This window comes from Mucilaginibacter sp., assembly GCF_035492695.1.
In the GTDB taxonomy this organism is placed as follows: domain Bacteria; phylum Bacteroidota; class Bacteroidia; order Sphingobacteriales; family Sphingobacteriaceae; genus Mucilaginibacter.
Genome location: NZ_DATJJC010000033.1, coordinates 1 through 12,547, shown reverse-complemented (window position 1 = coordinate 12,547; position 12,547 = coordinate 1). Strand labels below are relative to the sequence as shown.

Sequence of the window (12,547 nt, the reverse complement as noted above, 5' to 3'; positions counted from 1 at the left end):
ACGGTAGCATACTCCCTGCCGTGTGGCTAATTGCTGCCGCTGACATTGTAACTCCTGTAGTGCAGCCGTTAAATCTCATTTAACGGTCAACTTTGTAAATTAAATAATGACGTTTTGCTGAAAAAATCGGTAATTTGAACATTTCAGTAATAAAGTCAAACCAACATTAAATAGAAAACACAATAATATGAAAAGCAACATTCAGCCAGCCGAAGGAAAATTGGGAATTTTGATACCGGGTTTAGGCGCGGTAGCTACTACCATGATCGCCGGCGTTGAAGCCGTAAAGAAAGGCCTGTCTCAGCCTATAGGTTCATTAACCCAAATGGGACATATCCGCCTGGGTAAAAGAACCGACAACCGCTACCCAAAGATAAAAGATTTTGTGCCGATAGCAGATTTTAAAGATATTGTGTTTGGCGGCTGGGACGTTTACGAGGATAACGTATACGAAGCTGCAATGAAAGCAAAAGTTTTGGAACCAGGTTTATTGAATGCCATAAAATCGGAACTGGAAGTGGTTGTGCCCATGAAGGCAGCTTTCGACCAAAATTATGCAAAAAACCTTACTGCTACCAATGTCAAAGCCGGTACAAGATATGAGCTGGCCCAGGCGGTAATGCAGGATATCAAAGACTTTAAACAAAAAAATAACTGCAGCAGGATAGTTTTAGTATGGTGCGGATCGACAGAGATCTATTACGAAGCGTCAGAAATACATCAAACACTGGCAGCCTTTGAACAGGCTTTGGTGGACGACGACAAGCGCATTTCGCCAAGTATGATCTACGCTTACTCGGCTTTGAAAATGGGTATCCCTTTCGCAAACGGTGCGCCTAATTTAACTGTGGACATACCTGCCATGGTTGAACTGGCTAAATTGACGGAAACACCGATAGCAGGTAAAGATTTTAAAACAGGCCAAACCCTGATGAAGACCATCCTTGCTCCGGGCTTAGCGGCACGTTCGTTGGGTGTTAAAGGCTGGTTCTCCACCAACATCCTGGGTAACCGCGATGGACTAGTACTTGATGATCCGGATAATTTTAAAACCAAGGAAGTATCAAAACTAGGCGTGCTGGAAGATATATTCAAGCCCGAAGAAAACGCAGAATTATACGGCGATCTGTACCACAAAATACGTATCGATTATTATCCACCGCATGGCGATAACAAGGAAAGCTGGGATAACATCGACATTTTTGGCTGGCTGGGCTACAAAATGCAGATCAAAATCAACTTCCTTTGCCGTGATTCGATATTAGCCGCACCGATAGCTTTAGACCTGGCTTTGTTCAGCGATTTAGCTAAGAGGGCACAAATGAGCGGCATACAGGAGTGGTTATCGTTCTACCTTAAATCGCCGCAAACCGCACCGGGCCTCGCCCCTGAAAATGATATTTTCAAACAATTAATGAAATTACAAAATACGCTGCGCCACATGATGGGCGAAGACCTGATAACACACCTTGGCCTGGATTATTACCAGGACCTGGTTGAGGCTATGTAATGCAATTTCATAAACTCGTTTCCACCTGCCTGGGTATAGGCTATATCGGCAAGGGTGCCGGCACAGTTGCTGCCATAGCCACCTGTATATGCTGGTATTTTGCCTGGGCAGGTGGTTATCATTCCACCCTTTCAGTAATCATCACTGTCGCCGTCACCTTCCTGGGTGTATGGTCATCTGGTATTGTCGCCACTATTTGGGGTAAAGACCCTTCCCGCGTTGTGGTAGATGAAGCTGCGGGCATGTGTATAAGCCTTTTATTTCTTCCTCCAAATTTGAAATACATCGGTGCCGGATTAGTATTATTCCGCTTTTTTGATATTGTAAAACCATTATTTATCAACAAAATGGAAAAGCTTCCGGGCGGCTGGGGTATTATGTTTGATGACGTGCTGGCCGGCGTGTACGCAAACATCATACTACAAGCTGTATTGTGGTTCAAACTATTTTAAACCCCGATTATCAGAAATTAATCAATTGATTAATTTTGACTTTTTGACCACAATAGTCTGTCTGAAATTTTCCTACTTTTGCGCTCGAATACAAAGGTGTGACCCGATGGGACGAAACATTCGACCGTGCCGCAAGGTTAACAAATAGTGGCAAGTGAATTAAGTAACCGGTGCTAAATCCCGCATCCGGGGAACATAAAATGGTTCCGTTAAAAATTACACTATACGACTATTCTGAGCAACCGGTTTGTATTTGAATAATTGCATTGGCTACATGAATTTTAGAGATATATATTTAAAATTATTCGTTTTAACGTCTTTTCTTCTTTCATCTTTTGTTTCTTTCGCCCAGGTAACAAAGGTAAGCGGGGTGGTAACTGATGCAAAAACAAAACAAACTGTTCCGTTTGCCACCATCTCATCTATTGATAGCACCGTAAACGTAGGAGCTGATGCCGATGGCAAGTATATTTTGCAAACGGTGAGACCTATCAGCAGGATCAAAGTGACTTATGTGGGTTATAAAACAGCAATTTTGAACGTTGCCCAGGGGCAGGAACAGGTGATCAATGTGCGACTGGTGCCGATAGCGCAACAATTAAGTGAGGTTGTTATCCGTGCCGGGAAGAAAACAAAATATCGTAATAAAGATAACCCGGCGGTGGAATTGATACGCCAGGTTATAGCGCATAAAGATCAGAACAGGCCCGAAAGCTACTCATACGTTCAGTACAAACAGTATGATAAAATGATGTTCTCGGTGGTCAATGTGTCGCCCACCATAACCGAACGAAAGTTTTTCAGGAAATATAAATTTTTATTGGATAACCGGGATACAACCACTGTACCGGGTAAGAATTTATTACCGATATACCTGGACGAAAAACTTAGTCAGTATTATTATAAAAAGGACCCCAAAAAGGAAAAGACCATTTTATTGGCGCAAAAAGGCGTAAACTTTGGGAGCTATATAGATAACGAAGGACTGGGTCAGTATTTCAAGCATATGTATTATGATATTAATATTTATGACAACAATATATTCCTGGTCACTAATCAATTCCTGAGCCCTATATGCGACGCTGCGCCAACTTTTTATAAATTTTTTATAACCGACACCGTGGTCGTGAATAACACCAAACTGGTGCGGCTAAGTTTTACACCGCGGAACGGCGCCGATATGCTTTTTGAAGGGGATATATTTATTACACTCGATGGCCACTATGCTGTGCAGCAAGCTAATCTGACGGTCAATAAAAATATCAATCTCAATTTTGTTAAGGGTTTAACGGTGGATCTTGAATTCGAGCAAAACCCGGATAACCGGTACCATTTAAGCAAGAACACCACATTGGTTGATTTTGGCCTTACCAAAAAATCAAATGGAGGATTACTGGGCATAAGAACGGTAGTTTATAAAGATTACGAGGTTAATAAGGCGTTGGCCGATACCGCATACGTTGGACCGGCCCAGGTAACCCTTGAAAACGCAAAAGATCATACCAAAGATTTTTGGGCAAAAAACAGGTTTGATACGTTAACAACAGCTGAATCAAAAGTTTATCATAACATTGATACATTGATAACCATCCCCTCGTACCGGCGAACAATGGACGTTATTACGCTGGTGCTTGCCGGCTATAAGTCTTTTGGCCCATTTGAGTTGGGGCCGGCCAACACTTTTTACAGCTTTAACCCTGTCGAAGGCTTCAGGCTTAGGGTTGGCGGGCGTACTACGCCGGAACTGAGCAAGCGATATTACTTTGAGACTTACGCAGCCTACGGTTTTAAGGATGAACGCTGGAAGTACTTTTTGAGCGCCACTTACTCCCTTAACGCTAAATCGATCTATAAATTTCCGCAGGATTATATAAGGGCAAGCTTTCAGCGCGATACCAAAATACCGGGTGCAACGCTGCAATTTGTTCAGGAGGATAACTTCCTGTTGTCCTTTAAACGCGGAGAAAATAATAAGTTCCTGTACAACGATTTTTACAAACTGGATTATGTGCATGAATATGAAAGCCATTTCTCTTACAATCTCGGTTTCAGGAAATGGACCCAGGCTCCTGCGGGCACGCTTAGTTTCATAAGCAACGCCAATGGCATACCAAACATCGTAAACAGCGTTACTACAACCGAACTTTCGTTAGGTTTGCGGTATGCTCCTAACGAGCAATTTTACCAGGGCAAAATCTATCGTATCCCCATTCCGAATAAATACCCGGCATTTGCGGTTGATTATACCGTCGGCATTAAGGGTTTCTTCAACGGCGAATACAACTATTCTAACTTACACTTCCGGTTCGATAAACGTTTTTACCTGTCGCAATTGGGATATGCCGATGTAACTGCGGAGGCAAGGAAAATATTCGGGCAGGTGCCCTACCCTTTGCTGAACATTCCAAGGGCCAACCAGACCTATGCATATGATCTGTTTAGCTACAACCTGATGAACTTCCTGGAGTTTGTGAACGATCATAACGAAAGCATTAACATCGACCAGCATTTTAACGGATTCTTCTTTAATAAAATACCGTTGCTGAAAAAACTAAAATGGCGCGAAACACTATCATTCAAAGCGTTATGGGCTGGTTTAAGTAATCAGAACAACCCATCGATACACCCGGACCTGTTCCAGTTGCCTACCGAAGAAAACGGGCAGCCAGTAACCTTCATACCCGGTAAAACACCATATATTGAAGGCAGTGTGGGTATAGAGAACGTATTCAAATTTGTAAGGATAGACCTGGTGAAAAGGTTTACTTACCTCGATCATCCGGATGTATCGCAATGGGGCATACGTACCAGGGTGATCTTTAATTTTTAAAAACACAAACTGTATATTTGCATTAAATTAACAATGGCACAACAAACATCTTTACGAACCAGCTTACAATTAGGCATCTATAAGGTGATAGATCCTGTAGTGAAGGTTTTGATAAAGCTTGGATTAACGCCAAACGCGGTTACAACCATCGGATTTATGTTAAACCTGGGTGTTGCCGTGATATTTATTATAGGGGCAGAAGAAGGTAACCGGGGCGACCTTACCTATGTGGGTTGGGCCGGAGGGTTGATTCTTTTTGCCGGTTTGTTTGATATGCTTGATGGCCAGGTGGCAAGGTTGGGCAATATGAAATCAACATTCGGCGCACTTTACGATTCGGTGCTCGACCGTTACAGCGAACTGGTGATGTTCCTGGGCATTTGTTATTACCTTGTAGCCCACCATTATTTCCTGAGTTCTATTTTCGCTTTTGTGGCATTAATTGGCTCGATGATGGTAAGCTATGTGAGAGCCAGGGCCGAGGGCTTAGGTGTAGAAATAAAAGGCGGCCTGATGCAGCGCCCCGAGCGGGTGATAACGATCGGATTGTTTGCCATGCTATGCGGCGTGATCTCGTTATATATCGGCGGCGACTATAAGTTATATGTACCGGGCGTTAAGTTCCATGTATTTGAGACAATGTCCATTTTTACATTTCCTATTGTCGCACTGGCCATTTTAACTAATGTAACCGCCATCCGGCGCCTGGTTGATGCAAAAAAGGCGCTTGAACAAAAGAATAAATGATCAATACCCCTATCTGTCAATGCGCATATCCAAATTTTTAGTCGTTCTGCTCCTTGCGGTCCCCGCGATAAGCTTTGGCACCCCGGCAGGCAAGCACGATGATTCGCTTAAAGCTCCGGTAAACTATCCAAAGCCGCCTGTTACCGAAAGCAGGTTGTTTTATGTACAGCGCACACCGAACACCAACACCATTGTGTACGACGTTAACCTGGCTGCCAACGGCATGCCCGATTCCGAAAACCCGGTAAAAGCTTATTGGATAAGATACGCGGATAAGGGGCAAAAAGAGGACCTTAATTATATCCAGCGAAAATTTGCTTACGGTTTAACAGCCAAGCCTTTAAATAACGGAAATTTTGATATCAGATTTGTGTCATACAAAAAATTTCCGCTCACTTTGATGAAAGCATCTGACGGAAAATATCATATATTCGCATTTATTTCGCAAAAGCAAATTATTCTTAACAGTGTTTTTGTGAAGATCGAAGGTGGTTCATTCTGGTTCCCCAATGTGTTGTATGTTGAAGTAACCGGCACCGACCCCCAAACAGGCAAAGAAATGGTTGAACGTTTTAAGCCCTGATGTTATGAAAAAGAAGTATGTTTCGAATTCACAGGAATCTGTGAGAATGTTTAAGAGCAACCTGCTCGAGGCCCTTTCAAAGGTCCATTACCTGGTGCCGGTATTTATTTTTATGCCGGTCATCCTGTTCTGTGCTTATAAATCATTTTTTGATGTTCATATTCCCGCGCTTACTTTCCTCGGGTATTTTGCGCTGGGGTTGTTCATCTGGACATTTACCGAATATATAATGCACCGTTTCGTATTCCATTATGCCCCGCCAGACAAGCCATGGGCACAAAGAATGCACTTTATATTCCACGGGGTCCATCATGATTACCCAAGCGACGCTAAAAGGCTTGTCCTGCCCCCATCGGTAAGCATACCGCTGGCCACAGGTTTTTATTTCCTGTTCAACGCCATTTTACCAGATAACTATATTTTTGCCTTTTTCCCTGGTTTTATTTTAGGCTACCTTTTTTATGACATGACGCATTATGCTATCCATCATTTCAATTTTAAAGGGAACATCTGGAAAAAGATCAAACAACATCACATGCTGCACCACTACCAGGACGCTGACAAAGGCTATGGGGTTAGTTCGCCGTTGTGGGACAAAGTATTCCGTTCAGATTTTATAAAAAAATAGCATGGGCAATAATGTCAGTCATGACATTACAGTTAATCCCCGCTCTGTAATTGTTATTTCTACCTTTTCGATAGTTTATTTAGTACTGTCATATTTTCTTGTTGGTTTTAAAGGCGACCAGATCGTTTTGCTATTGCTCGCAAACGGTTTGTTTTATGCTTCAAAAGTTACCCGCAAGTTCTTTATCGCATACCTCACTTTCCTGGTTTACTGGATCATCTTCGATTATATGAAGGCCTTCCCCAATTACCGTTACAACACGGTGCACATGGCCGACCTGTATAATTTTGAAAAACACCTGTTCGGTATTCATTTCAACGGCATCCTGCTAACTCCAAACGAATATCTCAAATTAAACAGCAGCTCGTTCCTCGATGTAACCTCGGGGATATTCTATTTATGCTGGATACCTGTGCCCTTTGGATTCGGTATCTATTTGTTCATCACCAACCGCCGGCAATGCCTGGAGTTCCTTATTGCATTTGTTGTGGTTAACCTGGTCGGCTTCGTAATTTATTATGCCTATCCCGCAGCACCGCCCTGGTATATACAGGATCATGGCTATACCCTGATTACCAACACCGGCGAAAATGTGGCTGGTTTGATACGGTTCGACAACTATTTCCATGCGCGGATATTCCAATCCATTTATACCAAAGGTTCCAACGTTTTTGCAGCTATGCCTTCGCTGCACTCGGCTTACCCCATCGTAGTATTTTATTATGCAGCGAAGAACAGGCTATATAAGGCCAGCGTTGTATTTGGGATCGTAATGATAGGAATATGGTTTGGCGCTGTTTACACCAGCCATCATTATATACTGGATGTGCTTGCCGGTATTGCTTGCGCCGTTGCTGGTATCTCCTTATTTAATGTCCTGAAAAACAGGTGGGGATGGTTCGGGCGATTCGTCGACAAGTATGAGAGCCTGATAAAAAAGTAGATGATTGGGGAATTGTTTGTACTAAATTCTATACTGTCCCGGCTCCGGTACAAATAGTTTAACTCGGTTTTATCAATAGCAATTCCCGCTTAACACCATCTAAACAGCAATTTTCGTTCAAAAATCCCCTGTAATTAACAGCAATTGACTGTGGGGCATAGCATTTGATATTACCCAAATATCAATCTTATGACAACGATGCCTGCTTCATATACAAAAAAGTTAATACTGCTAATTACGCTTGCTGCCTGCAGCCAGCTTATTTTCGCTGCCGAAAAAACGGATAGCCTAAAAAAAGCAGAGATCAATTTGGACAGCTTAAAGAAACAGGTACAGTTGTCTGTTAATGATTCGCTGAAGGGGGAACTGTACACGCAGATAGCGGGGCAGTATATGGGCTATGATACCATAAGTAATAAAAAGGGCCGGATCGAATACCAGGAGGCTGCCATTGCCAACACCTTAAAAGCCATCCATTACTTTTCGAAATACAACGACACCATAGGGTTACGCATGAGTTTTAACAACCTGGCAAAGGTTTACCACGCTCAAAAGAAATACCCGCAAACCAAATGGTTCATCCTGCAATCAAATTCCCTGTCACGCGAGCTTAATGATAATCCGAACATTATTACATCGCTCATCGAACTTGCAGCCCTGAAAACGGAGATAAAAGATTATACCCTTGCCATGCGTGACCTGAATGAAGCGCTGGCTTTATCGTCCAAAAATCATTATGTCCGGCAGGAATCGCTGGTGCAGCTGAATTATGCGATGTTATACAGCAGCCTGAAAAATCCGTCTAAGTCCGCTAAGGCGATGAAGAGGCACTTAGCTATTGATGACAGCATCCGAAAAGCGGAAGAAGCTGTATTGGCAGCCAGGATAAGAATGGCCGACTCGCTGGCCATGGCCAAAAAAAAAGCTTATTTGAACAGCAACAAAGGGCCCTACGCATTCAACTCCTCCAAAAGATCAAATTCACTACCATACTTATCATTATCATTGTTCTGATATCTGTTGCATTATTTATTTTGTACAGGCGAAAACGAACAGGATTCTGGCACTCGCGCATCAAAAGGAGACATTAGGTATCATATCCGTAACATAAATTCGTTTTAAACTTATTTCCCGTTAAACCGTCGAACAGTTGATATGAAATTATTTACTGCAAGCATTGTTGCGCTAGCCGTTTTTTTGTCTTGTATAAGCAATGGTCCGACACATCCGCCAAAGAGTTTCAAAAAGGAATTCCTGGAGCGGATAAATGAAGTCAGGCGTAAGGGCTGTAATTGCGGCACCGAATATATGCCGCCTGCCCCACCGCTTGTTTGGAACGATGACCTTGAAACCGCCGCACAGAAACACGCCGAAGACATGTCTGGCAGGCACTATTTCAGCCATACCAGCAGGGACGGAAGGACTATGTCTGACCGGGTAATAGCCGCCGGGTACACGTATAAAGGCTTTAAAAGCTTTGCCGTAGGCGAAAACATAGCCGAGGGGCAGATGAGCATTGCCGAAGTAATGGACGGATGGCTTAAAAGCCCGGGGCATTGTAAAAACCTGATGAATCCATCGTTTAAGGAAGTTGGGGTGGCTCAGTTCCGCCTGTACTGGGTGCAGGATTTCGGCGGAAGGGAAGCCTTTACCAGGGAGGAGCAAAGGCTTATCAAAAGCGGCAAGGTTAAATTGATACAGCACTCGTCCGCAAAGGAATGATCATGCCCATTGCATCAGTCGCATAACCTGTTCAAATTCGGGTTGCAGCGGCGCACTTATAGTTACCTGCTGCCCCGTTACAGGATGTGCAAATTCGATAGAATGTGCATGAAGCAGCATGGTTTCCATTTCCCATTTATCTTTAAACAACTTGTTTTGTTTGTTGCAGCCATGCGTACGGTCGCCGATGATGGGGTGAAAAATATGGGCGAAATGCTTCCGTAGCTGATGCATACGGCCTGTTGCCGGAGTTGCCTCTACTAAAGAATATCTTGAGGTAGCGTGTTTACCAAATGGCACATCCAACTCGGCGCGCTTAAGCGTCCGGTAGGCTGTATACGCATCCTGAAGGGTACCATTCTCTTTTCGCAAAGGATAGTCTACACCACCCTGATCATCGGTATGCCCGCGCACGATAGCCAGGTATGTTTTAGCTACGCGGTTTTCGGCAAACTGCTTTTGCATCGCTATTTCTATTTCCTTATTAAAAGCAAACAGTAACACGCCACCTGTTTTCCGGTCAATTCGATGTGCGGGGAATACCTTTTGCCCTACCTGGTCGCGTAGCAACTGCAAGGCAAACACTTCCACATCAGCTGCTATTTTCGACTTATGCACCAGTAAGCCATGCGGTTTGTTTATGGCGATCAGGTACTCATCCCTGAACAGAATATCTAACATCGTATGCTTTTGCAGGCAAAGTTAGATTTTTAGATGACCGGCAGGTGTACCGCAGCAATATTATCTTAATCCTTTGCTTTTCAAAAACTTCACCAGGTCGGCCGGATGATCGGTTTGCAGGCCTGTAAACCCTTTTGTCAATGCCTCGTCCCAATTCTGCGCTTCATTCTGGCTCTGAATGTCGGGCCATACAGTCAATCCCATAGCTTTGGCCGAGGCTACCATTGCAGGGGTATATTCTTTCCACCCTCCGTCTAAAATGTCTGGCTTTACTTTGTCAATAAAGGCTTTTATACCATCCACATCCTTTACATTACCGGGCAGGCTTACCATCAATGGCATACCGGGCGCAACCTTTCTCCAGTCAATAAACTGCTGCGGATTGTTGATGTAAACCAGCACTTGCTTTTCCATTCCGTATTCTTTCAACATGGCATAAGCAACACTTACATCAGCATTTTTGTAATCGATATAGATGTATATTTTATCCTTGCAAAGCGCGAGTATCTGCTTAAAAGTAGGCACACGATAAACGGCTCTATCCAGGCTATCCCTGCTCCTGACATGAAGCTGCTCTATCTCTGCCAGGGTTAGGTCTTTCACATTACCAGTGCCTTCCGTCATACGATTTACGGTACCATCGTGCATACTCACCAACTCGCCGTCTTTTGTTGTTCGAATGTCGATCTCTACATAGTCTGCTTCATTTTTTATAGCTTCAGCGTATCCCTCCAGCGTATTTTCAGGATATTTTACATGGTCGCCGCGGTGAGCTATTACGGTAAACGAATGCCGTGCGCGGGGCGGGGGATTGACCTGCGCGTGCGAGGCCTGCAGCGATGCCATATAAACTATGGCGAATATTATCAATCTTTTCATTTGGTTATTTGCCGAGGCTGGTTTTTTCTTTCGTCATCATGGCTTCAATGGCATCGCCAACTTCGTGATCGGCATTCTTTTTAAAATCAAACCCCAACAGCCTGGCTATGCTTTGTGCCAACTGCTTGTGGTAGGTGGTTGTTTTTGTTTTGATGATGCCGTCGTTCGGGGTGTCCGGACCGATAACGGCGAACCAGGTTTGTTCTGAATTTTTTATTCCGGCGCCATGGCTCCTCCATGCCTCGGGCGAGGCATCGCCCCGGCCATGGTCGCAGGTTATAATCAGCGTTGTTTTGTCTTTATACTGCGGATCGTTTTGGATGTATTGCCAAAGTTCCTGCAAATAGGCATCCTCCTGGTGTGCCTGGCCCAGGTACATTTTGTAATTGCCGGCATGGGCCATGTCATCCGTTTCGTCAAATGCCAGGTATAAAACGCGCGGTTTATATTCCTTCAAGTATTCCATTCCCAGTTCATAGGTCATAAAGTCGATACGGGTATCCCCCAGGTAATGAGGGGCCTTATGCTGCATCTCGTTCAGAAAGTCCAACCGCCTGTCAGTTTTCGGGCCGTCAAAATCGGTATAACCAGCATTTACTGTCAAACCCGAACGGCCAACATTAAATATTGCCGGGAAGGCCTCCCAGGACGCAAAAACGGCTATCTTATTCTCAAACCCTCTTTGCTTGCTCAAGTACTCAAAAACACTGGTATTAGGATTAGGGACGGGATTGTTGCTATTCACGCGGACATCAGGAAAACCAGTGAAAATCTCGTTATAGCCAGGATAGGAAAAATGATAGTTGTTGGCTACCTCATCGCAATTGCCGGCATCCCGGTCACCATACAACTGGCCCTGCGACGCGATCGTCGACCAAAAGAAGGGCATCAGCATTTTCCGGCGCTCATCAGGCGTGGCGGCCCAATATTTTTTCCTGACGTCTGCCTTGCTTTCCGTGAATTTGGAATTGATAATTGTTGAGTCGGCTCCCCTGAAAAGCTCCTGCCAGCGGAAACCATCCAGCGTAACAACGATGACATTTTGTGTTTTATGGTTTTGCGCAGAAACCGAGATCGCAAAACAGAAAGCTAAAAGCAGCAACGTTAGTTTTTTCATAGCTAAATCTTACTGCCCCCAAAAGTACGGAGGCCATATTAAGCCTGTTTTTCCTGAAATTTAATTTACCGGTTGTTGGTAAATCGGCTATTGTGAGTAAATAAGTCCATTTCAGCATAAAAACTGCCAAAATAGCCCGTAAAACGGCTGAAAAGTTATGCGAAAGAGCGATTTCAAGTTTAATATTTACTCTATTTTAAGCCAGTATTTAGTCACCGTAAAATGTTTAACGCTCGCTTAACATTTGTTTAACCAAAGGCTCCGTACTTTTGTACAAAGTTGGATGATTAATGAAACTACTTTATGCCATACAAGGAACAGGGAACGGTCATTTAAGCCGCTCGCTCGAGATAGTGCCGCTGCTGCAGCAAATGGCTGATGTAGATATCCTGATCAGCGGCACACAGGTAGACCTGCAATTGCCCTTCCCCGTTAAATACCGGTTTAACGGCTTT

Annotated in this window: 12 protein-coding genes; 9 read left to right on the top strand and 3 right to left on the bottom strand. The window is 43.9% G+C overall.

Annotated elements, in window-relative coordinates; genetic code table 11:
* The first annotated feature begins 187 nt into the window (after positions 1 to 187).
* The 9 genes from VL525_RS20180 to VL525_RS20140 all read left to right on the top strand — a co-directional run bounded on the left by VL525_RS20180 (position 188) and on the right by VL525_RS20140 (position 9,415).
* Entirely contained in the window at positions 188 to 1,510 is a 1,323-nt protein-coding gene (locus VL525_RS20180; protein ID WP_325389060.1) for an inositol-3-phosphate synthase, read from the top strand.
* Positions 1,510 to 1,962, top strand: a complete 453-nt coding sequence (locus VL525_RS20175) for a phosphatidylglycerophosphatase A (protein WP_325389058.1) — start codon at positions 1,510 to 1,512, stop codon at positions 1,960 to 1,962. Before VL525_RS20180 ends, VL525_RS20175 begins: the two co-directional genes overlap by 1 nt.
* Before the next feature lie 274 nt (positions 1,963 to 2,236).
* Positions 2,237 to 4,792, top strand: a complete 2,556-nt coding sequence (locus tag VL525_RS20170) for a DUF5686 and carboxypeptidase-like regulatory domain-containing protein (protein ID WP_325389056.1) — start codon at positions 2,237 to 2,239, stop codon at positions 4,790 to 4,792.
* Between the two features lie 33 nt (positions 4,793 to 4,825).
* Entirely contained in the window at positions 4,826 to 5,539 is a 714-nt protein-coding gene (locus VL525_RS20165; protein WP_325389054.1) for a CDP-alcohol phosphatidyltransferase family protein, read from the top strand.
* Between the two features lie 19 nt (positions 5,540 to 5,558).
* A complete protein-coding gene (locus VL525_RS20160) occupies positions 5,559 to 6,122 on the top strand; it encodes a DUF4833 domain-containing protein (RefSeq protein WP_325389053.1) in 564 nt (187 codons plus the stop codon).
* A gap of 4 nt (positions 6,123 to 6,126) precedes the next feature.
* The gene (locus VL525_RS20155; RefSeq protein WP_325389051.1) at positions 6,127 to 6,750 is read left to right on the top strand and encodes a sterol desaturase family protein; all 624 of its coding nucleotides are present in this window, start codon (positions 6,127 to 6,129) and stop codon (positions 6,748 to 6,750) included.
* A 1-nt stretch (position 6,751) separates the two neighbouring features.
* Complete coding sequence (locus tag VL525_RS20150; protein WP_325389049.1) at positions 6,752 to 7,693, top strand: phosphatase PAP2 family protein; 942 nt, start codon at positions 6,752 to 6,754, stop codon at positions 7,691 to 7,693.
* Between the two features lie 189 nt (positions 7,694 to 7,882).
* Positions 7,883 to 8,707: a hypothetical protein gene (locus tag VL525_RS20145; RefSeq protein ID WP_325389047.1), complete on the top strand. Its 825-nt coding sequence runs from the start codon at positions 7,883 to 7,885 to the stop codon at positions 8,705 to 8,707.
* Between the two features lie 141 nt (positions 8,708 to 8,848).
* On the top strand, positions 8,849 to 9,415 hold the full coding sequence (locus VL525_RS20140) for a CAP domain-containing protein (RefSeq protein WP_325389045.1): 567 nt from the start codon (positions 8,849 to 8,851) through the stop codon (positions 9,413 to 9,415).
* On the opposite strand, the gene VL525_RS20135 is transcribed toward VL525_RS20140, so the two are convergent.
* Genes VL525_RS20135 through VL525_RS20125 form a run of 3 tightly spaced genes read right to left on the bottom strand, consistent with a single transcriptional unit; the run spans position 9,416 to position 12,092 of the window.
* On the bottom strand, positions 9,416 to 10,096 hold the full coding sequence (locus VL525_RS20135; protein WP_325389043.1) for a pseudouridine synthase: 681 nt from the start codon (positions 10,094 to 10,096) through the stop codon (positions 9,416 to 9,418).
* 60 nt (positions 10,097 to 10,156) lie between these two features.
* The gene (locus VL525_RS20130; RefSeq protein WP_325389041.1) at positions 10,157 to 10,975 is read right to left on the bottom strand and encodes a glycerophosphodiester phosphodiesterase family protein; all 819 of its coding nucleotides are present in this window, start codon (positions 10,973 to 10,975) and stop codon (positions 10,157 to 10,159) included.
* A gap of 4 nt (positions 10,976 to 10,979) precedes the next feature.
* On the bottom strand, positions 10,980 to 12,092 hold the full coding sequence (locus tag VL525_RS20125; RefSeq protein ID WP_325389039.1) for an alkaline phosphatase family protein: 1,113 nt from the start codon (positions 12,090 to 12,092) through the stop codon (positions 10,980 to 10,982).
* Between the last annotated feature and the right edge of the window lie 455 nt (positions 12,093 to 12,547).

Coding starts and splice junctions, on each gene's coding strand:
- VL525_RS20150 (WP_325389049.1), top strand. CDS start 6,752: ATGGGCAATAATGTCAGTCATGACATTACAGTTAATCCCCGCTCTGTA.
- VL525_RS20145 (WP_325389047.1), top strand. CDS start 7,883: ATGACAACGATGCCTGCTTCATATACAAAAAAGTTAATACTGCTAATT.
- VL525_RS20165 (WP_325389054.1), top strand. CDS start 4,826: ATGGCACAACAAACATCTTTACGAACCAGCTTACAATTAGGCATCTAT.
- VL525_RS20155 (WP_325389051.1), top strand. CDS start 6,127: ATGAAAAAGAAGTATGTTTCGAATTCACAGGAATCTGTGAGAATGTTT.
- VL525_RS20175 (WP_325389058.1), top strand. CDS start 1,510: ATGCAATTTCATAAACTCGTTTCCACCTGCCTGGGTATAGGCTATATC.
- VL525_RS20135 (WP_325389043.1), bottom strand. CDS start 10,096: ATGTTAGATATTCTGTTCAGGGATGAGTACCTGATCGCCATAAACAAA.
- VL525_RS20160 (WP_325389053.1), top strand. CDS start 5,559: ATGCGCATATCCAAATTTTTAGTCGTTCTGCTCCTTGCGGTCCCCGCG.
- VL525_RS20125 (WP_325389039.1), bottom strand. CDS start 12,092: ATGAAAAAACTAACGTTGCTGCTTTTAGCTTTCTGTTTTGCGATCTCG.
- VL525_RS20140 (WP_325389045.1), top strand. CDS start 8,849: ATGAAATTATTTACTGCAAGCATTGTTGCGCTAGCCGTTTTTTTGTCT.
- VL525_RS20130 (WP_325389041.1), bottom strand. CDS start 10,975: ATGAAAAGATTGATAATATTCGCCATAGTTTATATGGCATCGCTGCAG.
- VL525_RS20180 (WP_325389060.1), top strand. CDS start 188: ATGAAAAGCAACATTCAGCCAGCCGAAGGAAAATTGGGAATTTTGATA.
- VL525_RS20170 (WP_325389056.1), top strand. CDS start 2,237: ATGAATTTTAGAGATATATATTTAAAATTATTCGTTTTAACGTCTTTT.